The sequence below is a fragment of the Ruegeria sp. AG1 genome (genome assembly GCF_056541705.1).
Map to the genome: position 1 here is coordinate 283,073 of NZ_JBQFYU010000003.1, position 23,990 is coordinate 307,062.

The 23,990-nt window shown below is 55.3% G+C and carries 20 protein-coding genes; 12 read left to right on the plus strand and 8 right to left on the minus strand.

Annotated features, from left to right (window positions below; all coding sequences use genetic code 11):
* From ACR0B5_RS05885 to ACR0B5_RS05935, 11 genes are all read left to right on the plus strand, one after another.
* Positions 1 to 1,020, plus strand: a complete 1,020-nt coding sequence (locus ACR0B5_RS05885) for an ABC transporter permease (protein ID WP_480539121.1) — start codon at positions 1 to 3, stop codon at positions 1,018 to 1,020.
* A gap of 20 nt (positions 1,021 to 1,040) precedes the next feature.
* The gene (locus tag ACR0B5_RS05890; protein WP_480539123.1) at positions 1,041 to 2,087 is read left to right on the plus strand and encodes a substrate-binding domain-containing protein; all 1,047 of its coding nucleotides are present in this window, start codon (positions 1,041 to 1,043) and stop codon (positions 2,085 to 2,087) included.
* Positions 2,088 to 2,206: 119 nt separating this feature from the next.
* Positions 2,207 to 2,968, plus strand: coding sequence for an ATP-binding cassette domain-containing protein (locus tag ACR0B5_RS05895; protein ID WP_480539125.1), 762 nt, complete (start codon positions 2,207 to 2,209; stop codon positions 2,966 to 2,968).
* 11 nt (positions 2,969 to 2,979) lie between these two features.
* Complete coding sequence (locus tag ACR0B5_RS05900; protein ID WP_170556670.1) at positions 2,980 to 4,107, plus strand: ABC transporter permease; 1,128 nt, start codon at positions 2,980 to 2,982, stop codon at positions 4,105 to 4,107.
* Between the two features lie 84 nt (positions 4,108 to 4,191).
* Positions 4,192 to 5,343 carry a substrate-binding domain-containing protein gene (locus tag ACR0B5_RS05905; protein ID WP_170644353.1) on the plus strand — a complete coding sequence of 384 codons (1,152 nt, stop codon included), beginning with the start codon at positions 4,192 to 4,194 and terminating at the stop codon, positions 5,341 to 5,343.
* Between the two features lie 74 nt (positions 5,344 to 5,417).
* Positions 5,418 to 6,380 (plus strand): YncE family protein, encoded by a 963-nt coding sequence (locus ACR0B5_RS05910; RefSeq protein ID WP_480539127.1) that lies wholly within the window; start codon positions 5,418 to 5,420, stop codon positions 6,378 to 6,380.
* Positions 6,377 to 7,381 carry a 4-hydroxythreonine-4-phosphate dehydrogenase PdxA gene (locus tag ACR0B5_RS05915; protein WP_480539129.1) on the plus strand — a complete coding sequence of 335 codons (1,005 nt, stop codon included), beginning with the start codon at positions 6,377 to 6,379 and terminating at the stop codon, positions 7,379 to 7,381. Before ACR0B5_RS05910 ends, ACR0B5_RS05915 begins: the two co-directional genes overlap by 4 nt.
* A gap of 10 nt (positions 7,382 to 7,391) precedes the next feature.
* Positions 7,392 to 8,567 carry an L-rhamnonate dehydratase gene (locus ACR0B5_RS05920; protein ID WP_480539131.1) on the plus strand — a complete coding sequence of 392 codons (1,176 nt, stop codon included), beginning with the start codon at positions 7,392 to 7,394 and terminating at the stop codon, positions 8,565 to 8,567.
* The gene (locus ACR0B5_RS05925) at positions 8,568 to 9,479 is read left to right on the plus strand and encodes a dihydrodipicolinate synthase family protein (protein WP_480539313.1); all 912 of its coding nucleotides are present in this window, start codon (positions 8,568 to 8,570) and stop codon (positions 9,477 to 9,479) included. It begins immediately after the preceding gene.
* Position 9,480: 1 nt separating this feature from the next.
* Positions 9,481 to 10,983: an aldehyde dehydrogenase (NADP(+)) gene (locus ACR0B5_RS05930; RefSeq protein ID WP_480539133.1), complete on the plus strand. Its 1,503-nt coding sequence runs from the start codon at positions 9,481 to 9,483 to the stop codon at positions 10,981 to 10,983.
* Between the two features lie 92 nt (positions 10,984 to 11,075).
* On the plus strand, positions 11,076 to 12,005 hold the full coding sequence (locus ACR0B5_RS05935; protein WP_480539315.1) for an SMP-30/gluconolactonase/LRE family protein: 930 nt from the start codon (positions 11,076 to 11,078) through the stop codon (positions 12,003 to 12,005).
* A gap of 1,809 nt (positions 12,006 to 13,814) precedes the next feature.
* Here the strand turns inward: ACR0B5_RS05935 and ACR0B5_RS05940 are convergent.
* Complete coding sequence (locus ACR0B5_RS05940; protein ID WP_480539135.1) at positions 13,815 to 14,150, minus strand: transposase domain-containing protein; 336 nt, start codon at positions 14,148 to 14,150, stop codon at positions 13,815 to 13,817.
* A 143-nt stretch (positions 14,151 to 14,293) separates the two neighbouring features.
* Positions 14,294 to 14,860 carry an IS66 family transposase gene (locus ACR0B5_RS05945; protein WP_480539137.1) on the minus strand — a complete coding sequence of 189 codons (567 nt, stop codon included), beginning with the start codon at positions 14,858 to 14,860 and terminating at the stop codon, positions 14,294 to 14,296.
* An 885-nt stretch (positions 14,861 to 15,745) separates the two neighbouring features.
* On the opposite strand from ACR0B5_RS05945, the gene ACR0B5_RS05950 reads away from it, so the two are divergent.
* Positions 15,746 to 16,246: a hypothetical protein gene (locus ACR0B5_RS05950; RefSeq protein ID WP_170380096.1), complete on the plus strand. Its 501-nt coding sequence runs from the start codon at positions 15,746 to 15,748 to the stop codon at positions 16,244 to 16,246.
* Between the two features lie 11 nt (positions 16,247 to 16,257).
* Here the strand turns inward: ACR0B5_RS05950 and ACR0B5_RS05955 are convergent, their stop codons facing one another.
* The 6 genes from ACR0B5_RS05955 to ACR0B5_RS05980 form a co-directional block, all read right to left on the minus strand.
* Positions 16,258 to 19,002: an AsmA family protein gene (locus ACR0B5_RS05955; protein ID WP_480539139.1), complete on the minus strand. Its 2,745-nt coding sequence runs from the start codon at positions 19,000 to 19,002 to the stop codon at positions 16,258 to 16,260.
* A 108-nt stretch (positions 19,003 to 19,110) separates the two neighbouring features.
* On the minus strand, positions 19,111 to 19,689 hold the full coding sequence (locus ACR0B5_RS05960) for a DUF3299 domain-containing protein (RefSeq protein ID WP_480539141.1): 579 nt from the start codon (positions 19,687 to 19,689) through the stop codon (positions 19,111 to 19,113).
* A 433-nt stretch (positions 19,690 to 20,122) separates the two neighbouring features.
* Positions 20,123 to 20,503 carry a hypothetical protein gene (locus ACR0B5_RS05965; protein WP_170463054.1) on the minus strand — a complete coding sequence of 127 codons (381 nt, stop codon included), beginning with the start codon at positions 20,501 to 20,503 and terminating at the stop codon, positions 20,123 to 20,125.
* Between the two features lie 24 nt (positions 20,504 to 20,527).
* On the minus strand, positions 20,528 to 20,926 hold the full coding sequence (locus tag ACR0B5_RS05970) for a hypothetical protein (RefSeq protein WP_480539143.1): 399 nt from the start codon (positions 20,924 to 20,926) through the stop codon (positions 20,528 to 20,530).
* Positions 20,927 to 20,989: 63 nt separating this feature from the next.
* Entirely contained in the window at positions 20,990 to 22,381 is a 1,392-nt protein-coding gene (locus tag ACR0B5_RS05975; protein WP_480539145.1) for a metal-dependent hydrolase family protein, read from the minus strand.
* A gap of 69 nt (positions 22,382 to 22,450) precedes the next feature.
* On the minus strand, positions 22,451 to 23,812 hold the full coding sequence (locus tag ACR0B5_RS05980; RefSeq protein WP_480539147.1) for a metal-dependent hydrolase family protein: 1,362 nt from the start codon (positions 23,810 to 23,812) through the stop codon (positions 22,451 to 22,453).
* Positions 23,813 to 23,990: the final 178 nt, after the last annotated feature.

Sequence of the window (23,990 nt, forward strand, 5' to 3'; positions counted from 1 at the left end):
ATGCAATCGCTTGAATCCAATGCGCTGGAACCGACCAAGGCCGAGCTGAAAGATGCCTCGTTGAAAACCCGAATGCTCAGGTTCTTACCGGTTTATGGGCTGGTTCTGCTGACAGGTTTTCTGATCATCCTGTTTTCGATCCTTCTGCCGAACACCTTCCCGACGCTTTTGAATCTGCGGGCGATTATCTCGGACAAGGCGATCATCGCACTTCTGTCGCTGGGGGCGATGATCCCGATGGCGGCAGGTCGCATCGATCTAACCGTGGGATACGGCATCGTGCTATGGCATATCCTTGCGATCTCGCTACAGACAATGTTCGGCATTCCTTGGCCGATTGCGGTGGCCATCGTTCTGTCGCTGGGTCTGCTGACCGGATTCCTGAACGGATTGCTGGTAGAGGTTGCCAAGATCGACAGCTTCATTGCCACCCTGGGCACAGGCACAGTGCTCTATGCGCTGGCGCTGTGGCACACAGGCGGACGTCAGATGGTCGGCGCCTTGCCGGAGAGTTTCTATGCCATCAACGGCACCTTTGTATTCGGTCTGCCGATCACCGGGTTCTACGTGCTGGGGATCACGGTCGCGATGTGGCTGATCTTGGAATACACGCCCATCGGTCGGTACCTCTACGCGATTGGCGCCAATCAGCGGGCCGCTCAGCTGAACGGTATTCCGACGCGGAAATTCGTCATTGGTGCCTTCATGTCATCGGGGCTGATCACCGCCTTTGCCGGGGTGCTCTTGGCGTCGAAACTGCGGATCGGGCAAGCCTCGGTCGGTCTTGAATTCCTGTTACCTGCTTTGGTTGGGGCCTTTCTTGGGTCCACCACCATCAAGCCGGGACGCGTGAATGTTTGGGGAACAGTCGTGGGTGTCGCGATCCTGGCTGTTGGTATCTCGGGCATTCAGCAATTCGGTGGATCCTTCTGGGTCGAGCCGATGTTCAACGGTGTCACGCTGCTGATTGCAATCGGTATCGCCGGTTACGCTCAGCGTCGCAAAGGCGCCAAAAAGTAAACAGCATAAGGGAGGAGATTATGCTGAAACGGACTTTCATGGCGGTATCCGCTGCCGCGCTGCTGACAGGTTTGGGGTTTCCGGTAACGGCTGAGACCGCGTTCGACGGGCCAACCAGTGGACCGACAGCTGCTGAAGGCAAATCCATTGTCGTCGTCGCGGGCGATCTGAAAAATGGTGGCATTCTTGGGGTGACCAATGGTGTTGAGGAAGCAGTCGGAACAATTGGTTGGGACGTGCGGGTACTGGATGGAGCCGGGTCCATTCAAGGCCGGACCGGAGCAATCGGGCAGGCACTGGCCCTCCAACCGGACGGGATCATCATCAACGGTTTTGACGCGGTGGAACAACAGGCCGCTCTGGAAGGCGTGGTAAGCGCGGGCATTCCGATGGTGGCCTGGCATTCCGGTCCAAAGATCGGATGTGACGCACCCGGGGGCATCTTTGCCAATGTCTCGACCGACGCCATGACGGTGTCCGAAGTGGCTGCTGAATGGGCCATGGAAGATGGCGGCGACGGGGTGGGGGCGATCATCTTCACCGACTCGACCTATCAGATTGCCATCGACAAGGCGGACCGCATCAAGGAAACCATCGAAGCTGCGGGCGGTACGGTGCTGGAATATGTCGACACGCCAATCGCCGATACCTCGGCCCGGATGGGACCACTGACCACAAGCTTGTTGCAGAAATACGGCAACCAGTGGACCCACGCGCTTGCGATCAACGATCTGTATTTTGACTTCATGGGGCCTGCATTGGCGGCGGCGGGTATCTCGTCCGACGACGGGCCTCAGGCGGGGTCAGCGGGCGACGGTTCCGAGGCCGCATTTCAGCGGATCCGCAGCGGCAACTACCAGACAATTACCGTGGCCGAGCCACTCAACCTGCAAGGCTGGCAACTGGTGGACGAGTTGAACCGCGCCATTCAGGGCGAGGGGTGCTCGGGCTATGTCACGTCGCCCGCACTGGTGACCGAAGAAGGTCTGGCCAAACTGGGCGACAGCAACCAGTTCGACCCTGACAGCCCCTATCGCGAAGCCTACGCAAAGATCTGGGGCAAGTAACCGATCCGGTGGTCCTTACCTGAATTGGCAAGGGCCCCGCTCGAAAAGATGACACAGCGCAGAGCCAGCTCAGCGGTCTTTCGACCGCCATGGCGGAGCTTTGCGCAAAGGAGGAAACCATGAGCGAACAGCCATTGGTTCAAATGCTGGGAATAACCAAACGCTTCGGCGGGTTGACCGCGCTGCAGGATGTCGATCTGACGGCCTATGCGGGTGAAGTGCTCGCCATCGTCGGGGACAACGGGGCCGGTAAATCCACCCTGATCAAAATCCTGACCGGAGTATATCAACCCACCGAAGGCCACATCCTGATGGATGGAAAACCGTTGGAGATGGCCAGCCATTCTGACGCAATCGCAAACGGGATTGATGCGGTTTACCAGACCCTCGCGCTGGCCGACCATCTTTCCCCTGCTGCGAATATGTTTCTGGGCAACGAGTTGACCAAGAACGTTTTCGGCGTTCCGTTTCTGGACAACAAACGCATGAAATCTGAGGCCGCCCGGGTTCTGGAAGAACGTCTGGGTGTCCGGCTGCGGTCGATGGATGTGATGACGGAAAGCCTGTCAGGCGGGCAACGTCAGGCGGTCGCGATCTCGCGCGCGGTTTATCACGAAGACCTGCGCTTGCTGGTGATGGACGAACCCACTGCCGCACTTGGGCCACAGGAAACGGCACGGACGCTGAAGCTGATCAAGGCGCTGCGTGAACAGGGCCTAGCTGTGATCCTTATTTCGCACTCATTGGATGACGTATTCGAAGTAGCCGACCGCGTTCATGTGCAACGCCGGGGCCGCGCCGTTGGCGTTGTCAAAACTGCGGAAAGTTCCGTTCAAGACGTTCTGGGCCTGATTGTTGGCGCCCAGGATGCAGCTGCGTGAAGGAGAACGATATGTCCGCGGCGATGACAAACACTGAACAAAGAACCATCATGGACCGATTGGAGCCCTATCTGGCTTTTATCGGGCCGATGGTGATGATCCTGGCCATTCTCATCTTCATGGGGATTGCGGAACCGGCCCGGTATTTCCGCCTGACCAACCTCAATCTGATCCTGTTGGATGCTGCGCTCTACATGCCGATGGCGATGGCGATGACCTTTGTCATCACCCAGCGCGGGATTGACCTGTCGATTGGCTCGATTGCAGCCCTCTCTGCTATTCTCATGGCCTTTCTGGTCAAGCAGTATGGGTTCCCGGCCTGGGTGGCCGTACCGCTGGCGATTGTCCTTGGTGCGATCATGGGATTGATCAACGGTCTGGTTATTACCCGCTTCAAAGTGCCGGACCTGATCGGAACACTGGCAATGGACCTTGTTTATCGCGGCCTGGCGCTGGTGATTGCAAAAGGTTTGGTACTCGCGCGGTTCCCTGACCTGATCACCGAAATCGGACGGGGTCAGATTCCGGGTTTCATTCCGGTGCCTGTGGTGCTGGGCTTGATCACAATGGCGATTGGCTATGTCGTGCTGACACGCACTTATTTCGGGCGCTACACGATTGCTATTGGCTCGAACCCGGAAGCGAGTGAAATGACCGGCGTGGCAGTCGATCGGCACAAGATCTATGCCTATGTGCTGATGGGTGCCGCTGCCGCGATGGCCGGTGTCATGCTGACCGGAAAACTGAACGCCATTCAGGCGACCTCGGCCCCGTATTTCAACCTGCACGTCATTGCGGCGGTTGTCGTGGGCGGCACGTCCCTGTTCGGTGGGCGCGCTTCGATGCTGGGCTCTCTGGCCGGTGTGTTGCTGCTGTCGATGATGATCAACGCACTGGTGACTCTGCGGATAGAGTTCTTTTGGCAATCCGTCGCCTCGGGCGTGGTGATCGTCAGCTCGGTCGCGCTCTACACCTGGATGCAAAAGAAAGACCGTGACGGGGCGCAGGGCCTTCTGGCGGGTCTGCGCAGCAAAGAGGCGCAAAAACTGATCCGCTTCTCGGCCGCTCTGATCGGCGCATTAATCCTGTTGCTTGCCCTAGGGGCGGGACTGGCAACCGAGCCTACGCCAAGCGGCTAAGGCAAACAAAAGTGGTGCGCCCGGAGGTAGGAGTCCTGGCGCACCTGCAAGGCCCCACAATGTTCGCGAAAGGGAGGACTTACCGTGAAACAATTGAACAAAGCACTACTGACGACAAGCGCATTTTGCCTTTGTGCCACTGCAGCCTTTGCTGATGGGCACGGAAAGCTACCGCTTAAGGAACTGCCGGGTATCGAAGATCGGGACTACTGGGTCCCGGGCGAGGTTAACGCCGACGGCAAGTTGGAAGCCTTGCAGGCGATGACAGGGGCCGAAGCGGTCAAGTATGAAGGCACTCAGGATGCACCTTTGCAGATCGCACTGATCTATCCTTCTGCTGACACCTCCGACTTCTGGGCGCGCAACTATCTGGCGATGACCAAACGTCTGGACGAGTTGGGCATCGAGTATGAAACCACCGAATTCGCCAGCCGTCAGATCGAACACAGCCTGCAATCGACCTATGCCAATCAGGTGGTTCAAGATGCGGACCTGTATGACTTCGTGATCTTCGGCCCGTCGGAACTGGCCATTCAGGCTGACAATATCGACAAGATGGCCGGAAATGACGGGTTTGCAACCTTCGTCTGGGCCTTCCACACGCCGCCGAAAGAGCTGAAAAACCAGCCTGATGCGTGGTTCGACTTCAGCTCAGCCGCCGGTGCTCTGACCATGTGCGACTACATGCTGGAACGGCTGGGCAGTGACGTCACGATGGCGATGAACCGCGGAATTCCTGGCATTACCGACGACCAGCGGTCAGGTGATTTCAAGGCCTGCGTCGAAGAGAAAGGCAACTGGACCACCGTTTACGAACATTACGGTGAGTACCAGCGCGAAGGCGGCTTTGAGGGCACCAGCCTGATCCTGCAAGCCTATCCCGAAGCCACCATCATCCATAACGCCAACACCGCGATGGCCATGGGGTCGGTCGAAGCTCAGCTTGCGGTCGGCAAAGAGAAAGACGTGTTCTCGACCGGTTGGGGCGGCACCGGCCTTGAGCTGGACGCCATTCGCCGGGGCGAGCTGGACGCGACCCCGATGCGCATGGGTGACGATGTGGGCGCGGCGACAGCCGAAGCGATCAAGGCGCATATGGAAGGCCGGCAGGACGAACTGCCCTTTGTGTTCTTGGGCCGTATCACCGTCGCGCATGACCAGATGAGCGCTGAGGAGATTGATGCGCTGGAACAGGAAGCGTTCCGCTTCTCGGGCGTGGGCGCATTGGAGCGCTAAGAAACCCGCTTGTGGCTGGCCCTAGCGGGACCGGCCACAGGCAATTGAAATAACCAAAGACGGAGAGAGCCCGAATGGCGCAATCCATGATGTTGATTGAAAAATGCAGCCATTGCGTAAGCTGGTATGACATTGAAACCGGTGCCCGGCAGGGGCGGTTGGATCTGCCGCATTTCCCTCATGAATTCGTGGTCGATGACGAGTTTCACTATGCCTATGTCGGTCATTACGGCGTGCAGAATTCCGGTATTGCAGGCACCGATGGCCGGTCCGTGATCGTGATCGACATCCGCAAACAGGAAATCGTGCACAGCTACGATCTGGGTGAGCATGCCCGTCCGCACGGGATTGGGCTGGACGGGCAGGGGCGTCTTTACGTGCTGTCGGAATGGACAGGCCATCTGCTGGTCAAGGAAGACCCCCGTGCCTTCGATCAAGGCTGGGATCACATCACGCCCACTGGTGGCACCAAGTGTCATCTGTTTGCGCTGACCAGGGACGGACACACAGCGTATTCAATGAACCTGACTTCGGGCGATGTGACCGTGTTCAATCCCTATGATGCGTCGGTTTCGCCGATCCCAATCAAGACCGGAAAGAAACCTGAAGGGCGCTGTCTGCGGGAACAGGCACAGACGCTCTATACCTCGCAGCGAATCTCGAACACCGTCGCCGTGGTCAACACCAACACGCTTGAGATCGAGCGCACCTTTCCAACGCCAGATGACCCCTGCCGCATCTACTACGACGAGAAACGCAACCGGCTGGTGACGATGAACCATTTCGGGGGGTCGTTCTCGGTATTCGATGAAGCAACTGGCGAAATGTTACACGAACAAAAAACGCCCGCGAACCCGCTGGCGCTGTGCATCGATGATGAGGCTGCCTTTGCCTATATCGCTATCGATTGCGAACAGGTGCAGCGGTTCAACCTTGATACGTTCGAGGTGGTGCAGACCTTTGACACGGGCAAGGAACCGGACGTGATGGTCATCCTGCCTAACGGATTTTCGAAACACTGGGAGCACGCGGCATGACCAAGCCTCGTATCGCTATTGTGCCCGGCGACCCTTCGGGCATCGGCCCGGAACTGATCGCCAAACTGCTTCATCAGGAGGGCGTGCAGGAGGCCGCGAATATAGTGCTGGTGGGCGACAGCCACCTCTGGCAGCGCGGCGCGGAACAGGCTGAACTGGACGTGCCGCTGAACACAGTGACCGAGGTGGCAGATCAACCCGGGCTGACTCATCTTGAGCTCGACACCATCGCGCCCGAGGACGTGAAGATCGCCGAGGTCACCGTCGAGGGTGGCACCACATCTCTACGCTGTCTCGACAAAGCGATGGATCTGGCGATGGCGGGGCAGGTGGACGGCATCCTGTTCGGCCCGTTCAACAAGGCCGCAATGACCGCAGCCGGGCTGAATGCCGAGGACGAGCACCGCTACATGGCGCGCTACATGGGGCATACCGGCTATCACTCTGAACTCAACGTTCTGGATGAGCTGATGACGACCCGCGTGACCTCACATATCGGGTTGAAGGATGTGGCGGCCAATATCACTGAAGAGGGGATATTGAAGGCGGTCAATCTGGCCAATGACACCCTGCGCAAGGCCGGGGAAACCCGCCCCAATATCGCGGTGGCGGCGCTGAACCCGCATGCGGGGGACAATGGCAAGTTTGGCCGGGAAGAGATCGACATTTTGGAACCTGCCGTGCGGAAGGCGCAGCAAAAACAGTTGAATGTGACCGGCCCGTGGCCCTCGGACACAGTGTTCCTCAAGGCGCAGCGCGGCGAGGTCGATGCGGTTGTGACCATGTATCATGACCAGGGCCAGATCGCGATCAAGCTGATGGGGTTTGAACGCGGCGTGACCGTTGCGGGTGGCTTGCCCATTCCGGTCGCCACTCCGGCCCATGGCACTGCTTTTGATATCGCTGGACAGAACAAGGCCAATCCGGGCGCAACACGGCAGGCGTTTGATCTGCTGGTGCGCATGGCGAAAACGCATCGCGCTGAACGCAGTGCGGACTGAGGAGACCAAGATGACCAAAATCAAATCCGTGCGCACCCGCGTCTGGAACTGGACCGGGCCAACCGTGCCGCCGACTGGCAATTTCTGCACCAACGCCTCGGATGTGCTATACGAAAAGGGCGATGCGATGTCGTCCTTCCGGTTCCATCAATGGCTAACCTGTGAGGTTGAGACCGAAGACGGCACTATCGGCATTGGCAACGCTGCGTTGGCTCCTTCGGTGGTCAAGGCGGCCATTGACGAATGGTTTGCCCCGCTGGTGATCGGCGAAGACCCGTTCGACTATGCCTATCTGTGGGAAAAGATGTACCGCCGCAGCCATGCCTGGGGGCGCAAGGGGATCGGGATGACGGCGATCTCGGCCGTCGATCTGGGGATCTGGGATCTGATGGGCAAGCTGACGGGCAAACCGGTTTTCAAGCTGCTGGGCGGGCGCACGAAAGAAAAGATCCCCGTCTATTACTCAAAGCTCTATTCCGGCCCCATCGACGTGATGCAGGCCGAGGCTGCCGCGGCGCAAAAGAACGGCTATTCCGCTTATAAGATGCGCTTCGGTTGGGGCCCCAAAGATGGCATGGCCGGGATGCGCGAAAACCTCAAACGGGTCGAGGCCGTGCGCGAGGTCATCGGCTATGACGTTGACCTGATGCTGGAATGCTACATGGGCTGGAATCTCGACTACACAAAGCGGATGCTGCCGAAATTGGTTAAGTATGAACCCCGCTGGCTGGAGGAACCGGTGATCGCCGATGATGTCGAAGGCTACCGCGAGCTGAATGCGATGAACATCGTTCCGATCTCAGGCGGTGAGCATGAATTCTCGGTCATCGGCTGCAAGGACCTGATCGAGAAAAAGGCCGTTTCGGTTCTGCAATATGACACAAACCGGGTGGGCGGGATTACGGCAGCGCAGAAGATCAACGCAATTGCTGAGGCGTTCCAGGTGCCTGTAATCCCCCATGCGGGCCAGATGCACAATTACCACCTGACCATGGCCAACGCCAATTGCATGATCAGCGAGTACTTCCCCGTCTTTGATGTCGAGGTCGGAAATGAGCTTTTCTATTACATCTTCGAAGGTGACCCCGAGGCCGTTGATGGGTTCCTTGATCTGGATGACGATACGCCGGGTCTTGGGATCGAAATCACGGACAAACACCTCAAACACTTCCAGATTACGGAGTAAATCATGACCTACACCGGTATCTGGCCCGTTGCGCCAACACCGTTCAACGAGAACGGAACGCTTGATCTGGACGGGATGAAGCGCGTTCTTGATTGTCTGATCGATCAGGGCGCGGATGGGATCTGTGTTCTGGCGAATTTCTCGGAACAGTTCCTGATCTCGGACGCCGAGCGCGAGACTTTGACTCGGCTCAGCCTTGAGCACGTCTCAGGACGCGTTCCAATGATTGTCACGATCAGCCATTTTGCAACTCAGATCGCCGTGGAACGGGCGCAATTTGTCAAGGACTTGGGTGCGGACATCGTGATGATGATGCCGCCCTATCACGGGGCGCTTCTGAAGGGGAACGCGCAGCAGACCTTCGAGCAGTTTGCAGCCGTGGGCGAGGTCGGCATTCCGATCATGGTGCAGGATGCGCCTTTGTCGGGTGTCGACCTGCCGGTGCCTCTGCTGGTGCGCATGGCGCAAGAGATCGAGATGGTGAAACTGTTCAAGATCGAATGTCCTCGGGCGGCCAACAAGCTGCGGGCGCTGATTGCCGAAGGAGGCGACGCGATTGAGGCCCCTTTTGATGGCGAAGAGGGGATTACCTTGCTGGCCGATCTGGATGCGGGGGCCACAGGCTCGATGACCTCGGGTATGATCGTGGATCAGATCAAGCCGGTCATCACCCATCACCATGCAGGTCGCGTTGACGATGCTACCGCCGCCTATGGGCGCGTGGCGATGGTGATCAACCACGAAAACCGCCAATGCGGCTGGCAATCGTGCAAGGCGGCGATGGTCGAAGGCGGCGTGATCCGGTCCGAGTTCTGCCGTCACCCGATTGATCCGCTGCAACCGGCGATCCGAGACCGGTTGATCGACCTTTTGAAACCTTTGGACCCGATGGTCCTGAAGTGGGGAAAATAAGATGATCCTTGGACAAATCCTGATCGACGGCAAGTGGGTCGGCTCAGACAACCTGCGTGCTTCAGATGATCTGGAAGGGCAGAACTTCGCTCAGGCGTCAGCTGCTCAGGTCGACGAGGCCTGTCGCGCCGCCCGCCGTGACTTCCGTGCTTATGCGGGCAAGTCGCGGGCCGAACGGGCCACGTTCCTGCGCACGATTGCCGAGCAGATGGATGTTCTGGGACAGGAGATCACCCAGACAGGCATGGCTGAGACCGGCCTGCCCGAGGCGCGCCTGGTGGGCGAACGCGGACGTACCACCGGGCAATTGCGCATGTTCGCCGACCTAATCGAAGAGACTGGATATCTCGATATTCGCAAAGACGGCGCGCTTCCTGATCGGACGCCACTCCCCCGTCCTGATCTGCGCCTGACGCACAAAGCCTTAGGCCCGGTGGCCGTCTTTGGAGCGTCGAACTTCCCGCTCGCCTTTTCCACGGCGGGCGGGGACACCGCCTCGGCTTTGGCAGCTGGATGCCCGGTGATCGTCAAGGGCCACAGCGCCCATGCGGGTACAGCCGAATTGGTGGCTCAGGCCATCGCCAAGGCGATTGAACTCTGCGACATGCCCGTCGGCACGTTCCAGATCGTGCAGGGGTCAGGGCGCGAGGTCGGATCGGCCCTGGTGCAACATCCCGATATTCGGGCGGTTGGTTTCACCGGATCGCTGGCCGGGGGCAGGGCGCTTTATGATCTGTGTCACGCGCGCCCGCACCCGATCCCGTTTTACGGTGAACTTGGCTCGGTCAACCCGATGTTCTGTCTGCCCGCTGCTATGGACGCGCGTGCGGCGGATATCGGCGCGGGCTGGGCCGCGTCTCTGACCATGGGGGCCGGGCAGTTCTGCACCAACCCCGGCGTTGCCGTCATGCGAAAGGGGTCGAATGCGGATGCGTTGGAAACCGCCTGTGTTGACGCACTGAACCGAACCGCCGAGCAGAAGATGCTGACCGACGGCATCCACGTGGCTTATGAACAGGGCGTGCGTGCCTTCCGCGATCTGATGACCGAGGTCACATCCTGCGGTGTCGCGGCTGGAAAACGCGCAGCCCTGCCTGCGTTGTTCAAAGTCAACGCGGAACAGTGGATGGCAAACCCCAAACTGCAACACGAAGTATTCGGTGCGGCTGGCATCATCGTTCTGTGCAACGACACAGATCAGATGGTGGCTCTCGCCGAAGGACTGGAAGGCCAACTGACCCTGACGCTGCACATGGATGACGCAGATCATGACTTCGCCAACACTCTAATGCCCATTCTCGAAGAGAAAGCCGGACGTTTGTTGGCCAATGGCTTCCCTACTGGTGTCGAGGTGTGTTCGGCGATGATGCATGGCGGGCCATACCCGGCCAGCACCGATGTGCGCGCGACTTCTGTCGGTACTCTCGGCATTGCGCGATGGCTGCGCCCGGTCAGTTATCAGAACATGCCCGGTGCTTTGCTGCCGAATGAACTGAAGGGCTGAGGATACACGTCAGGCTATCTGTGGCCTGACTCCAAAACGCCACGAAAGCGCAGGTTCGGAGGCGGATAATGTACAAACAAAGGAGCGAACGGATGTATGGCGTTCTGGACGGCACCGGATTTGAGGTCATCGAAAAAGAGTTCGAAGCCTGTTTCATTGGCCACGCGCGGGTCGAACGGTTGTGGACCGGTGCGCGCTGGTCCGAAGGGCCGGCCTGGTTTGCCGCCGGGCGCTATCTGGTCTGGTCTGATATCCCCAACAACCGTCTGATGCGCTGGGATGACACCGATGGATCGGTCTCAGTGTTTCGGCAGCCCTCGAACAATGCCAACGGCAACACGGTGGATCGGGAGGGTCGGCTGGTGTCATGCGAACATCTGACCCGGCGTGTCACAAGGACTGAACATGACGGCTCTATCACGGTTCTAGCGGACGCTTGGAAGGGAAAGCGTTTAAACTCGCCGAATGATGTTGTCGTCAAATCGGACGGGTCGATCTGGTTCACCGATCCCTCCTACGGGATCATGATGGACTATGAAGGCGAACGCGCCGAAAGTGAGATCGGGGCGTGTCATGTGTTTCGTGTGGATCCGACATCAGGCGAGGTGGCAGCCGTTGCCACCGACTTCGTGAAACCCAACGGGTTGGCCTTTTCGCCGGACGAGAGCGCTCTCTACATCTCCGACACGGGCGTCACCCATGACCCAGATGGCCCGGCGCATATTCGCGGATTCGGCGTCGCGAGCGACGGAAGAACTCTGACGGGCGGCGAGGTGTTTGCCAATTGTTCGGCGGGGCTTTTCGATGGTTTCAGGCCAGACCGTGAAGGCCGCATCTGGAGTTCTGCTGCAGACGGTGTTCATTGCCTGAACCCACAAGGAGATTTGATCGGCAAGTTGCACATACCCGAGATGGTAGGGAATATATGTTTTGGCGGCGCCAAGTTGAACCGGCTGTTCGCGGCCGGAACAAGCAGCCTTTACGCGATCTATCTGGATGTAAACGGCGTTTCAACAGTTTAGCCTTGTTTCGAAAGGAGCACTTCAAACAATGTAAGCGTAGCAATTGACGCTTACGTAGCCGCTTCATGGTCGCACCCATCATGTTCATATTGGCGCGACGCGCCAAAACGGCAGCATTAAACTGAGTGCTTCTAGCCATCAATTACCATTTTCTAAAAGATCACAGGCGTTCCAAAGCACTATCTGAGGATTGATATCGTCTCGGACTGGATTCTCTCAATTTAGCTAGAGCACATATTTGGAGTTGTTTGACGACTGTTCCTAGCGCATTTTTAATTTGTCCTTATAAGCTATTGACGACGTTAAATAACCGGCCCCGAAACCACTACTATTCTTGAACAATTCCAGACAACAATGGTGGGAATCGTAGGTTTTGCTGGTGTCGTATGGACACTGTGGGCCAATTCAAGAAACGCGCGCGAAGAACAGCGACGGCAGCTTTCTACCCGGCGCAACGCACTGCGAAGGAACTCGCGGCAGAACTCAGGAACTACTTGCGTGCGTTGCGCGCCAACCTTGAAACTCAGCGTCCAAAAGATGAGTTTATCTCTGTTGGGCGTATAAACAGTTAGTTCTGCGAACAACTAGTTGCAGACTTGGGATTTCTCGAACTTGATGAAATCGACATCGTAGTCAATGCTCTGATTAGCTTGGATGGAATGGATCATTTTCTCGAAAACATATCGACGCAATCGTCCGACGCACGATTCTTGTTGTCCTCTGAATCCTGAGGCGATTGTCAAATGGTGGATTCCACGACGGCTGAAGCTTTGGACTAAGCTTTGCAAGCTCTCGAACCTCAGCTTTTAGATTTTTCGTTCATATTCCTGAGTTTTGTTTCACTGCGACATCATTCGATCAGAATTGGATTTGTGAGTAATGTTCTTTCGAGTATTCAACAATGCTCAGTGTTTTCGATGCGGTGCAAAAGGCGAGCTTACTGGCGAGCACAAAATCAAGGCTTCCGCCATTCGATCGGAGTTTGGGTCCGAGGAGATGTTTATTGGACGTTTTGGGGAACCGAAGGGAAAATCCAACATGTCCAAGGAACAAAATCAAAAAACCAAAATTTCGATGCTAAGGTATTTAGAACGTGCAATTGGAAAGAACCCAAGCTGCTGAGAGAGAATTTGACAACTTCCATCGCATAGCAAGGGGAATACTGGATACTGTTGGGAAACCTTCAGATGTGCATTACGTTGACCGCTATAAAGTCCGCTCTCGGCTTTACTTAAACACTTTTCGCTATTTTGCTATACTGTTATACCTATGTGTTGTCACATTGCTGAAGTGAAAGGCCTTGTCCCGTTTCGTTATAGGGAAGGCAAACCAAAATTGTGTGTGGTTGGCTGTAGACCGAGATGTAACCTACAACGAGCTTAGTCAAGATATTGATCAACACCGGTTGCAGCGCATGGTGGATTGGTTGTATTCGGCGAAAAGAGGACTGGAGAAGCCAAAGCGTTTCATTCAACGCTTACGCGCCCCTGCGGTATGTTTTCTATTCGCGACTTAACTGGATGCAACGTTTAGAATTGCGTTGGAAGCACTCAGAATCCCGTTAGTGTGTCAAAAACCAAACGGCAGTGACATAGCGGAATCCGTTGTCAGATGAAGATACGCGGCGGCTTGGATTGTGAGCATGATTAATCAGTCATGTATCTTAACAACAACCATGATCTGTTTTTGCCTCGCCTAGCGGCTCAGTTGAGCCAGCAACGATCAATCAGTTTCCTTCCAATGAGTGCGAGGCCCACCCGACTAAGCCAGATAGGCAAAAAGCAAATCTCTTGATGACTTTAGTCGATTTCAAAGCGTCCCTTTTTGGCAATGCCAACGCAGTAACTTTTCGTACTCCGACCTTGGACGACCTGCTGCCATCCAATCGAACAGCCAAGTAAGGTAGGCATATGGTTCGGCGCCATTCTGTTTACAGGTAACGATGAGACTGGCAATTGGAGCCCAATTGCGACCGCCGATTTCTGAACCTGCGAACAACGCGTTCTTCCGCAGCAATACAATCGGACGAATCGTGTTCTTGACCGCATTATTGTTGAATTCCCTACGCCTATCTTCGAGAAAAACGGTCAGCCCATCTCGGAGTTTCATTGCGTAGGTAATGGCCGCACCCAGCGTCGACTCCATCGAAATCTCACCAAGATAGTTTGCGAAGCAGCATAGACAGCCTGAAAACTATTAGTTCGGCCTCCTTTTAGCGCACTGCCAACCGGGCGGCTGCTCTCTTGCCCTTCAAAGACTTCTCAACGTCATAGACTTCATTGATAAGTTCAATAACGCTGTTTGCCTCTGTTGATTTTGTAGCTTTGAAAACCATCCAAGAATTTCCGGCCCACATGCGCCCAGCAAAATGCGAGGACCAGAGGGCCTCCATCACGCTCATCGCATAAAAGGCGATTGTAACCGGCGTAGCCATCCACCTGCAGTGTTTTGGAAAAGCCATTCAAGATCTCTTCAGCATGTTCACCGTGCCGAGATTGCTCAAAGTTGAAAACGGCACTTGGCGGCCCATTCCCCAGCCAGTGTCGAGCGTCGCGACACAAAGCCCGTACATAGCAGGTCTTGGTCTTACCATTTCCAGGCAGAAGTTGAAAAAATTCCGTCTCGATCATGTTCAGCTTAACGCTGCTTTTCAGATTCGTTGCAAGGGCCGCGTGAACTGGTGTGAGTGCGTCCCCAAGTTCGTCCATTGAACGCGCCTTGGTTGAACGGTGGAACTGGATACCAGAACGTTTGAATATCTGTTCCTGGCAGTAGTTTGGAATGAAATCGGCAAATTTGCTGACCACGAGGCCCGCAATCAACCGATCGTCAAAGCGAGTATAGTGCGAAGGCACGCGGTGGCACTTTTTCTTACACAAATTCATCGCAGACCCGGCATGCGTATTTTGGATAGCGCTTCGGAATACCCTAAACCTCAACAGCTTAATAAGACAGGCGTTCGATCACTTGTTCACCCATCAGTCGCGTTGCACAACCACATATGCACTCCGTACCCTGTTTCGGCTTGATTACGCGATCTTCTCAGTGAAGATGTGCCGGACTAGTGACGGGCTGTTTCCACTTCATACCCCGCGGTTTCGACACCCCTTGGGGTTCGGATACAATTGATGAACGCTCTTGGCCGGACTTCGCCGGATCATCGGTCGCTCTTCCATGAGCAGCTTCTACGTTGGACATATCCTTACGCTTTGGTGATTTTTCACTCGATTGATTGGCCGAATTGCATATTTGTCAGTTTGTTGAGCTGAGCTCGAAGGCGACGGTTGTCGGCTTTGATGACCCTAGTCTTCTCAGAAAGCGTCGAAATCTTCGCATCCTTCATGCACTGTCTTATTGGCATGGTCAGCCTCGCGCTTATGGTCAGCCTTCGATATTCGAGCCGCCACTTTGGCCACGAAAGAATCTGCATAACCCGCGAGTTCTGTGCAGGCAGATTGAATAAGGGCTTTGGACTACGGCGCAGGGGCTTATGCTGCTCCCGCTCCGAGGTCGGCAATGAGTCCACTTTGATCGATGCTGCACGACGCCCCAATTACAGAAATGCGCAAAAAGCAGAATTTACAAAGTTTGGATTGCAGCCATTAATTGTCGTTGGACAAGTTCTCCGGAAGCTGTTGGCGATAGTTCAACATTCCAGAAATCGAATGGTTGTATTTGATTGACCCCGCGCGATAACCTGATTGCATCGAAGGATTAGCGGAACATTTGTGGAGTATTAAATGAAAAGGTTGGCGCTGACAGCAATGGCATTGATCTCCACCGGCGCGGTGTTGGCCGCTGGTATGGAACGGTGGGGTGAATCCGGTGACTGGACAATCCTGATTGATCCCGAAAAGGGCAATGGCTGTCTCGCGTGGAAGCCCTTTGAAAACGAAATGACCGTTGAAATTGGCGCGGCGCCCAATCAGGCCGGTGGTTTTTTTGCCGCCTACAATCCGGCTTGGGTGCAGATCGAGGACGGTGCGACCGGCATCGTAAAGTTCGACTTTGGTGATGCAAAATTCGAAGGCGAAGCGGTTGGTGTCTACAAGAATGGAGTTCCCGGTGGCTACGCCTTTTTCGACAACCCGGCGTTTGTGACCGAGTTTGGAAAACGCCAAAGCGTTACGATTATTGGCGAAAGTGGGGCCGAGGTTGAACTCGACCTCAGCGGGTCCGCAAAAGCGATTGAGGCCGTTTTGACGTGTCAGGCCGAACAGCCGGAACCACTGAAGAACTAGGTCGCTTCCGACTATTGCAATTGATTGATGTCCGGCACACAGGGTTGCCTGTCGACAGGCATAGCATCAGCGCCCCCTGGAGCCTTGCTTCTAGACCCACCCACATCCAGCTTGAACTTTGGCGACGAAAGCTGACCCGTTACATCAAATGGCCAAGCACTCCGGGATAGGGGTTTGCCGACGCGACGAGGCTCGGCCCTTAATGCGATGCTATCGTTCAGCCAGTCCACTTGCCCCCTGGCCACCAGTTGAACCGATCCTGTTTCTATTACGATGGAGTTTGAACTGACGCGCCCGGCCTGGATATCAACCGGGGCGACCACGCAAGTGATGTCGGTATAGCCTTGTCGGAACTCTTCTGAAAAGAGCCAGGGGAAAATACCTAGCCCGGCCAACTCTAGTAGGCTGGTACTAATGTAACCTTGCGACATCGACAACGACGCATTGCCACGCATCGAATTGACGAAGGCCTTGCCCGAGGCGGTACTGCCAGAAACGTTGAACTCACCGCTCAAACGCCCATAAGCCTCAATACCAATGCCCAACTCATCAAGGATCTCACCGAATTCCCATCCCGAGGTCGATCCCGACAATGAAAGCCAATCAGGAGAGTCAATCACATCCATGACCGCCCGCAGGCTGAAGTTTCCGCCACCATAAGCCATCTGAAGAGGCCCGAAATCCACGGTTCCGTCTTTGGCAGACAATTGGCTTGAAACAGACGTTACGCCTTGCTGGCCTACAATCTCTTTGAATTCGATCTGTACCTCGACGTCAGCTTCTCGCAGCACGCGCCGCACATCCAGAAGATCGGCAGGTTTCCCTTTTTCCTTTGGCAATACCAAGGGCTGGACGTCTGTCTCCTTCGGTAAAACCAAAGGCTGAACTTCGGCTTCAGCTTCCTTTGTGGTCTCGCCTACCAAGCTTTTCAGTTGGTCCAGCACGGCAGTCAGGTTCTTCAGGTCGTTGAGATCAAGCTTTTCGCTGGTGATGTTGCCCCGAACAACAGTAGCGCCCTCGGGGAAATTTGCGTCCAATGCTGCAAGAAGATGCGAGGACCCGGCTTCGAACTGGATTGCGGCATCAAAGTCCTCGCCCTGTTTGGTTGTTTCAGCATCTATAGCCAGTGATCCGATTTCGACAGGTTGCAGATTCACTGCGGTCAGAAACTCGGCGCTGTCGTCGATGTCCAAATCCACGTCAAAATCGAGACCGGCAAGCCCTTTTAGCTCGTTGACAGATAGTGCGAGATCGAGCGCCCAGAGATCGGTGCCGTAGGTGGTCGCGTTAAACCTGTTGAGTGAAACCGGCCCGCCCGCGTTGGATATGTTGAAATCGGCTTTGATGCCGCCAAACTGGTCAATGTAGTCTTCATCGAGGTTGGGCAAAATCAACTTGGCGGGCCCGTTTAGCTCACCATCGAAAGTTACGTCCTGAAGCTGAAGCAGATCGAGAATTTCCCCTTCGGCTGTCAGGACAGGCTCTTCCATTGGCCCGGCTTGCAGCGCGATGCCCAGCATGGCGAGACGTCCGTCTGGCATGCGGCGAATACTTTCGATTGAGGCTGGGCCGATTACGTCCAGCCCCTGGTCAAATGCATTGGTTTGGAACAGCAACTTCTCGAATTCGAAGGAAGCCAGGGATCCGACCATATGCATTTCAAATCCAATGAATTTAAGTTCCTGGATACTTTTTGCTGCTGGCGGAGGCTGTCCTTCGGGATGAAGCCGCGCGTTGAAAAGCAGATCAACGCCCTGAGCGGTGTAGAGGTCCTCTATTGAACCTTCAGCTTCGAGTTTTTGCCCGTCCTCCAAGCTTACAGATGTTGTAAACGCCTCGATCTTCAGAGCGTCCTGAGACACGAGTTCTGCTTGCAGCTGACCATTGCCTTCTAAGACGCGTTCCAGCCCGATGACGTCTAGAAAATCACCGAACTCACCTGTGTCCATTTCCAAGACAGCCCGATAGCCACCCCCTTCGTCTGCCGAGAAGGGCTCGCCATCGTAGCTTACGGTCATTTCGCCAAAACTGGCGCGTGTCGTAAACGGTGCGGCGTGTGGGTAGTCGCCTTCGATTTCGAAAACCTGACCGTTGACGGAGCCGGAACCAGAGACCTTTGTTCTTTGTCCATTGTCTACTTGTTCGAGCGCGAGTGACTGAAGGTCAAACACAAATGAGAAACCCGAGACCTTGTCGTCGATGTTTAACCCGATTGACTTGAAACTGACGTTCTTGTCGCTCAAGAAGTTAAGGATTCCACCGCCTTCCGTACCGCTCTCATTGGTACTATCAGCGCTCGCTACGTCTTCTTGATCTTCCGTTGATACCGTTTCCTCAGATTCGGGCCTGCGTGTTGGCCTGTCTGTTCGCCAGCTTGTTGTGCCGTCTTCGGCGGTCAGAAGATTTGCTTGGAGGCCTTCCACGACGAGATTGTCAAAGTGCAGGCGCCTGTTGGCCAAAGCGGCAATATCAAGCTCCAGTTGCAGCAGGTTCAATTCAACAAGAGCTGCCTCCGGCATTGTCAGGCTCGGGATGACCACACCACCGACGTAAATGTAACTCGTGCGGCCAAGCGCGACGCTTACATCATCATTGACAAGAAGTGGCCGACCAATTTGTTCCGAAAGAACTCTTTCCACAAGGTCGCGCCGCATGTCCGAGAACATCGGAGCAGCAAACAACAACCAAACAAACGCGACTGCTGCGAAAGCGAGAAGTGCGACAAGCCCAATTATCCTAAAAAGCCAAACCCTCATGCGCTCCCCTATCGCCGCCTTCGCCGTTCAGTCTCTCACAAGCAGATATTCGGCCCACTAAACTGAATGCCCTTTCTGAACCTTATTCGGGTCAGTTGGGCCGTGTCACTATTCGTCTTTGATAGCCCCGCCAGTCGCTTTTATTCTTCCCATCAGTACACTTGCCCTATTGGTCGTAGCCTCTTCGGAAGTCTTGGTTGGTCCAAAAATCTGAACGTCATCGACCTCCAAAGTAAACGCAGCCTTCATGAGGACGGGACCATCAACAACCAGCATTTCTTTGTGCGTCGGGTCGATCCTGATTTGACCGGTTACAACGATGGGCTCGTAAACCGTCGAGGGCTTCCAGGAATCACTAAGGCGCAAACGCACCATCTGGTTCGGAGGCGGAGGCGGTACGTGGCTGCACATTCCACGTTCCGGCACGATATACGCCATTTGGGAGCCATCTTCGTCGCGGGGTGCCGGGATCACAAATCCGCCCAATGAAACGGTCACGCCATCGATGTCGACATTGGCGGCCGTGCCCGCCTTCTCACGTCTTTCCATTACAACCCAGCGTTGGGAAATCAGCCAGTTCGCATCAATGCCTTCCTCAGCAAGGGTTGCTTCGATCGCCTCGATATCCACTTGAATCTGGTCCAGCTGTTCTGGCGTGGCCCCACCTTTTTCTAGCAGTGCTTGCAACCTGACCAATTTCCGAAGCGTGTTAAGCTGTTTGTCAGTCAATTCAACGAAAGGATCTTCGTAGTTTTGAGCGGATTCATCGATCAGGTCTGACCACTCAACACGAGTGCCCTCCGAATGAACCGGCAAAGCCAGAAAGCACGCGACTATTACTGCACAGGAAAGACGCATTATCATATGCTCCAAAGTTTCATCAGAACAGCGCCCATTGCCACTGGCTCTGACGGTTCATCATTCAGTTGCACCGGATTCCTGCGCGAGCAGGACGCGTGCTCACGAAAGGGTAGCAAGCGCAAAAAGTACAAGAAGGGCTTTTTCCATCGCTAGGTCTGGTGTCCGGGTTGTGACCTTGGGCCGGGGTTCACAGAAAGATCGCCCCGGCCAGCGTCAGGGCAAACGAGGTAATTCTTGCCCTGAAACATCGTACTTTCGTCTAGTTGAGAAGATCACCGACGATGCCGACGGCATCAACAACGGTAGACAGGTCATTTGTAACTTCGAGGACTTCACCATCGACCTGAATGTAGCGGTTTCCGTTGCCCGGCTCCTTCAACTTCCATTTGGAAAGGTCCCCGATTTCCTCGAACTCCAGGTCAGATGGGAGCTTGGCACCGCGCGTGTAGCGCTTGATCTGGCCAGGTGGCACAGCCTTTGGGCCTTTGCCGGGTTTGTCTTCAATCTGAATGCTGACATCACGGTCCTTGCCCCCCTTGTTCGGCTTCTTACCCTTGTTGTCTTTGGCATAAGCATCGCTGCCTCCAAGGATGAAAAACACAACTGATAAGGCTGCGAGAATTCCGTACACGATCTTCATAGACTGTTCCTTTGCTTCCTAACTTCATTCGACCGGAGTTGAAAATTCCGGCACGCGCTTCAGGGCTTCAACCATGTCCGCGCTCGTCATCAGTTCGATGAACCTGTAGTCTTTTAGAACCCCTTGGCTCAGACGCGAAATATACATGGCCTGCACCATGCCTGGATCGTCCGGGAAACGGACGGTGATGTCGTTCTTGCCATCTGCCAGTCCCCAAAAATAGCTTATCATCTCACCGCCCATTGCGGCGAGTGCAGCGCCCATGTCCTTTTCCCGGTCGGTCGGGTTGTCGATCATGATTTTCCAGGCATCGGGGTTTGGTTCCCCGATCCCCAGATAGTATCGGCTTTGGTTTTCATCCGCTGCAGCTTCAGCAACGCCGATCCCAAATACGCATAGAGCTACTGCGATTACCTTGTTCATTGATCGCTCCCCTGTTCAGGATCGACGATGCAAGGCGCAGGTGTCAAATTCCCCATACACCGCTCATTCGAGTGTATTCTTGTAGAAGACGCCGTCTTTCATGATCACGCGAATGGTCTCGAACCCCCGATCCCGCGGTGCTGCATCAAACCACTTTGGATTTGCTCCAAGAACCGACAGATCCTCCAGCGGGTTTCCGTCTACGATCAGGATGTCTGCATAGGCCCCTTCTTCGATCACGCCCAGTTTGTTGGGATAAGGGTTCCGCGGCCCAGTCAGTTGTGCCAACTCGCCACCAGTCGAGGTCGCTGCAACCAGGAAAGCATGGTTACCCAGCAATTCAGCGAAGTAGTATTTTTCAAAGTCCCGGTGTGCACGGCCAAACCCAATGGTGGACAGCACGGTGTCGACGTTATGCACGATCTTGGGCTTGTACTTCTTGATGTACTCAACGACGTTTTCTGACCCGACCAGATATTCTTCCAGTTTCGGTTTCACCGTTGGCATTGAGAAATTGGGGTGATCAAGCAGCGCCGGATCCATTCCAGCTACATTCAAGGCCCAGAAGATACCCTCATCCGCAATGCGTTTGACGGTCTCTTCGCTCACCATCTGAGCGTGCTCCAGCGACTTGACGCCGGCGTCCAGAGCCATTGTTACTGTTTCGTCCGTATAGGCGTGAACTGTCACATATGTATCAAAGAAGGACGCAGCCTCGACCGCTGTTGAAATCTCATCAACGTTGTAAGCAACGGACCAGAGCGGATCGAGCTCGGATGACACACCGCCACCGGCCATAAGTTTCAGGAAACTCGCCCCGTGCGCGAAGTTAAGCCGCGATGCCTTCCGGATTTCCTCGGCACCATCAGCAATATAGGACAGGTTGAACGTATTGGCGACGTCGTCCGATCCCATGTTGAAGGTTCGCTGCTCGGGGTTTCGCCAGTCACCGTGCCCGGATGTCGGGCCGATGGCCGCACCTGACGCATAGATGCGCGGGCCGTCTACAATCCCTTTGTCTATCAGTTCACGCAGACCTGATCCCATTCCGCCGGTATCCCGCACCGTGGTGTAAACATCGTAGAGATAGTCGCGGGCATTTTCGGCTGCTGTGGCCCCGATCTGATCCCATTTGGCGGCCTGAAGACCCGAGAAGGATTGCACGAGCCCTGTAGCGTAGAGATGCACGTGACTGTCAATCAACCCTGGCATCAGCGTGCGACCACCCCCGTCAACAAGCGTTGCGTCGGGCGCATCAATACCGTCGGTCGAGACTGTCTTTAAGAGATTGCCTTCAACCAGAACATTCGCGTTTTCGATCCGCTCTTCACTAATTCCGTCAAAGATATGCACATTGGTGAACAAGGTTTGCGGGAGCGCGTCCTGCGCCAACGCGCCGCTTGCTGCCAAGGAAACAAATCCAGCGATTGCTGTCAGTGAGGCCAGTGTTTTCACGTGTCAGTACTCCCATTTGTCAAACTAAGGGGGCGCGGGATGTCGAGGTAAATTCACCCCGCGCGACACTCAATCGAGTGTATTCTTGTAGATCTCGCCATCTTTCATGATCAGGTCGATGTTGTTGGTGTAGTCGACCAGGATCTCGGCATCCTCGACCGGGTTTCCTTCAACAAGCAGCAGATCGGCGTATGCGCCTTGTTCGATCACTCCCAGCGGGCCTGTTGTGTAGGGGTTGAGTTTTCCTGACAGTGCCAGAAGTGCGGCCGATTTTGACGTGGCCTGTTGCAGGATTTCGTACGAAGTCCACGCCTCCAGCCGGTATTTGAACTCATCGTTTTGCTTGGTCAGCGCGACGGGATCGCCGATAATATCCGTCGAGAAAGCCACATTCTCGATCCCGAAATCTTTGATCAACTGCATCTGATTTCGCGCACCCGCTTGCACGCTGAGGAACTTTTCAGCGGCCCCTGGTCCAAGAGCGGAAATAACGGTTTGTTCGTCCAGTCCCAAAAGAGAATAGAACGGAACAATCCAGGCATCCGCGTCCTTGATCGCTTGCGCACCGATTTCTGTCATCAGTTGTCCATGTTCAATGCTAATCACACCTGCCTCAATCGACCGCACAATGGACTCGTCCGTATAGGCGTGAACCATCACGTAGGTTCCCCAATCGGCAGCGGCCCGAACAGACGCCTCCAGCTCTTCCGGAAGACCTTGAACGGTGTGTAGAGGATCAACTGAAGAGGACACCCCACCTCCCGCCATGACTTTGATTTGGACAGCGCCAAGACGCAGGGCTTCGCGCGTCGCACGCAGCGTTTCCGGCACGCCGTCTGCCAGAAACTCCCGGTGTTGGTTAAAGAAGGATGGTTGCGCCCCCATGAAATTGGGATGGGGCTCGGTGTAGACGCGATGCTCTCCATGCCCCGAGGTTTGCGAGATCACAGGCCCAGAGGCGTAGATACGCGGACCAATGGCCTTGCCCCGATCAATCGCTTTTTGAAGACCAATTGCGGGGCCGCCCGCATCCCGCACTGTTGTGAACCCTCGCAGAAGCATTTTTTCGGCTTCAATTGTTGAAACAGCACCCCAGTACATCCAGTCGAAGTTATCGCGCAGGTCAGCCACCGGTTCGGTGACCGTCATGTGCACATGTGCGTCGATCAAGCCCGGCATCAGCGTGCGACCACCACCGTCAATGATCTGGGCATTGGCGACGGCCAACGGTTCCGACGATACTTCTGCGATCAGGTTGTCCACGACCAGCACGTTTGCGTTCTCAATTCGCTGTTCATCGACACCGTTAAATACGTGCACATTGGTAAATAGGATCGGAAAGCTCTCTTCCTGCGCAAAACCTTGGCCCGCGATTGCCAGGCTTGCAGAAAAGGCTGTTGTGGCCACCAGGTGTTTGAATTTCGGTGTCATTGAGGCCCTCCAAATACGAATCACAGATGTATGTTTCTGAATATGATTTTAGAGTGATTGCGGGATTTTGCCTGACAGTATGGCGGGCTGCACCAAATTGATTTGGCATTCTGCATGCTTTTGGCACCTTTTTGTGTGTTTCCTGTCTTTCTGTCGTTACCTTCATGATATTTGAGGG

What these genes read in the sequence shown, in the direction of transcription:
- ACR0B5_RS05885 (WP_480539121.1), top strand. Translation starts at nt 1, where the DNA reads ATGCAATCGCTTGAATCCAATGCGCTGGAACCGACCAAGGCCGAGCTG.
- ACR0B5_RS05890 (WP_480539123.1), top strand. Translation starts at nt 1,041, where the DNA reads ATGCTGAAACGGACTTTCATGGCGGTATCCGCTGCCGCGCTGCTGACA.
- ACR0B5_RS05895 (WP_480539125.1), top strand. Translation starts at nt 2,207, where the DNA reads ATGAGCGAACAGCCATTGGTTCAAATGCTGGGAATAACCAAACGCTTC.
- ACR0B5_RS05900 (WP_170556670.1), top strand. Translation starts at nt 2,980, where the DNA reads ATGTCCGCGGCGATGACAAACACTGAACAAAGAACCATCATGGACCGA.
- ACR0B5_RS05910 (WP_480539127.1), top strand. Translation starts at nt 5,418, where the DNA reads ATGGCGCAATCCATGATGTTGATTGAAAAATGCAGCCATTGCGTAAGC.
- ACR0B5_RS05915 (WP_480539129.1), top strand. Translation starts at nt 6,377, where the DNA reads ATGACCAAGCCTCGTATCGCTATTGTGCCCGGCGACCCTTCGGGCATC.
- ACR0B5_RS05920 (WP_480539131.1), top strand. Translation starts at nt 7,392, where the DNA reads ATGACCAAAATCAAATCCGTGCGCACCCGCGTCTGGAACTGGACCGGG.
- ACR0B5_RS05930 (WP_480539133.1), top strand. Translation starts at nt 9,481, where the DNA reads ATGATCCTTGGACAAATCCTGATCGACGGCAAGTGGGTCGGCTCAGAC.
- ACR0B5_RS05935 (WP_480539315.1), top strand. Translation starts at nt 11,076, where the DNA reads ATGTATGGCGTTCTGGACGGCACCGGATTTGAGGTCATCGAAAAAGAG.
- ACR0B5_RS05940 (WP_480539135.1), bottom strand. Translation starts at nt 14,150, where the DNA reads ATGGAGTCGACGCTGGGTGCGGCCATTACCTACGCAATGAAACTCCGA.
- ACR0B5_RS05950 (WP_170380096.1), top strand. Translation starts at nt 15,746, where the DNA reads ATGAAAAGGTTGGCGCTGACAGCAATGGCATTGATCTCCACCGGCGCG.
- ACR0B5_RS05955 (WP_480539139.1), bottom strand. Translation starts at nt 19,002, where the DNA reads ATGAGGGTTTGGCTTTTTAGGATAATTGGGCTTGTCGCACTTCTCGCT.
- ACR0B5_RS05965 (WP_170463054.1), bottom strand. Translation starts at nt 20,503, where the DNA reads ATGAAGATCGTGTACGGAATTCTCGCAGCCTTATCAGTTGTGTTTTTC.
- ACR0B5_RS05970 (WP_480539143.1), bottom strand. Translation starts at nt 20,926, where the DNA reads ATGAACAAGGTAATCGCAGTAGCTCTATGCGTATTTGGGATCGGCGTT.
- ACR0B5_RS05980 (WP_480539147.1), bottom strand. Translation starts at nt 23,812, where the DNA reads ATGACACCGAAATTCAAACACCTGGTGGCCACAACAGCCTTTTCTGCA.